The organism is Endozoicomonas sp. SESOKO1 (assembly GCF_024606265.1).
In the GTDB taxonomy this organism is placed as follows: Bacteria; Pseudomonadota; Gammaproteobacteria; order Pseudomonadales; family Endozoicomonadaceae; genus Endozoicomonas.
Genome location: NZ_JAHHPP010000121.1, coordinates 1 through 1,432, shown reverse-complemented (window position 1 = coordinate 1,432; position 1,432 = coordinate 1). Strand labels below are relative to the sequence as shown.

Sequence of the window (1,432 nt, the reverse complement as noted above, 5' to 3'; positions counted from 1 at the left end):
AGTAAGGCCACAGACTGCTGTTTTCAAGGGCTGATGGGTTTTCGGACAAGCACTATATACCCATTGGCGTGGTGCATCGACAGGCTTTTTTTTTACGAGATGCCGGCAAGTTTGACCTTGAGCTGTTTGAGGTACAGAGCGGGGGGGTATCTGGGGGAGGGTGATATTGTGCGGTTTGAAGATACGTATGGGCGTACTTGAGTTGTGAGGTGTAGGTTGTGAGGTTTGTGATTTGAGGGAATGGTTCTGAAGTCCCACACAAGCAGAAACGGAAACCGGAAAGACCCCTTGAGTTGTACCGGGCCAGTTTTGATTCTCCAGCGGAGGCGATATGTGCTGCGTATGCCTCCGGTGGTTATACCCAGAAGGCCATCGCGGATTCTTTTGGGCTGCACTATTCCACGGTGAGTAAGATGGTTAAGAAAGTGGGCAGTTGCCAGTAGTCAGTTTTCAGAAAAAGACGTTTTCTACTGTTTGCCTGAGATATTCTCACTGGGAACAAGTCTGCCTTCTGCGTATTTATGGAGCACACTGGCAATCATGGTCTGGTAGGGTATGCCTTCTTCCAGAGCCATTTTTTGCAGGGCTCTCAGTGTGCGGCTGCTCAGGCGAATATTCAACCGTGCATCTTTTTTAAAGGTGTTCGCTGCCGCCTGTTGATGAGTGTGTTGAATGGCTTCCGGGTTATCAACTGGTTCCAGTTCTCCCGCTTCAAACGCATCCAGAATTTCCTGTTCTTCTTGTAACTCGTGTTTACTTGGATTCATGGGGTGCCTCCCAGGTACTGTTTTGTTGCTTTACGGCTGGGGATGATGGTTTTGGGAAATATCTCTTTTTCTGATTCCACAAAGGGTACCAGGTAGACATAGTCTTCAACCTGAACAATCGATATCTTCTGGCCAGGGTATTTCGCCTGATTCGGGTGATGAGTAATTGCCAGCTCTCCACCCATTTCTATGTGAAAAATGATCTCTTCAAATGAGATGCCCCGGTTGGCCTTGAGCCATGCGTTTTTTTCACAATTCCAGTTAAATACTTTCATATCATTATTGTGTGCCTTATGTACATACAAAATGGTTGATAGATCACGTTTTGTCAATAATCATACGATCGGGCTTATATGATCAAAAAATGCTTATTCCCCGCCGCCGGTTACGGTACACGCTTTCTCCCTGCCACCAAAAGCATGCCCAAAGAGATGATGCCGGTGGTCTCCAAACCGCTGATTGAATACGGCGTTGAAGAAGCCCTGCAGGCATGGCCGATATCTGCCTGGTGACCGGTCGGGGCAAGCGCAGCCTGGAAGATCACTTTGATATTAATTTTGACCTGATTCGCGATACCGGACCGGGCAAGGGCGGTGAGATCCAGATTACTGACGCCCTGATGGCCCAGGCCCAACGGGGTTGTGTGCTGGCTTATAAGTTCAAGG

2 protein-coding genes and 1 pseudogene are annotated in these 1,432 nt (G+C 48.4%); 1 reads left to right on the top strand and 2 read right to left on the bottom strand.

Features of this window, described 5'->3' with window-relative positions:
• Positions 1 to 467: 467 nt before the first annotated feature.
• Together KDK13_RS06080 and KDK13_RS06075 are read right to left on the bottom strand one after the other, a co-directional pair.
• Positions 468 to 767 (bottom strand): antitoxin, encoded by a 300-nt coding sequence (locus KDK13_RS06080; RefSeq protein ID WP_257266240.1) that lies wholly within the window; start codon positions 765 to 767, stop codon positions 468 to 470.
• Complete coding sequence (locus KDK13_RS06075; RefSeq protein ID WP_257284074.1) at positions 764 to 1,042, bottom strand: BrnT family toxin; 279 nt, start codon at positions 1,040 to 1,042, stop codon at positions 764 to 766. The genes KDK13_RS06080 and KDK13_RS06075 overlap by 4 nt, the downstream gene beginning before the upstream one ends.
• 78 nt (positions 1,043 to 1,120) lie before the next feature.
• Here KDK13_RS06075 and KDK13_RS06070 point away from each other — a divergent pair.
• Positions 1,121 to 1,332, top strand: a pseudogene (locus KDK13_RS06070) (sugar phosphate nucleotidyltransferase); the annotation flags it as partial.
• Positions 1,333 to 1,432 lie beyond the last annotated feature (100 nt).

What these genes read in the sequence shown, in the direction of transcription:
- KDK13_RS06075 (WP_257284074.1), bottom strand. Translation starts at nt 1,042, where the DNA reads ATGAAAGTATTTAACTGGAATTGTGAAAAAAACGCATGGCTCAAGGCC.
- KDK13_RS06080 (WP_257266240.1), bottom strand. Translation starts at nt 767, where the DNA reads ATGAATCCAAGTAAACACGAGTTACAAGAAGAACAGGAAATTCTGGAT.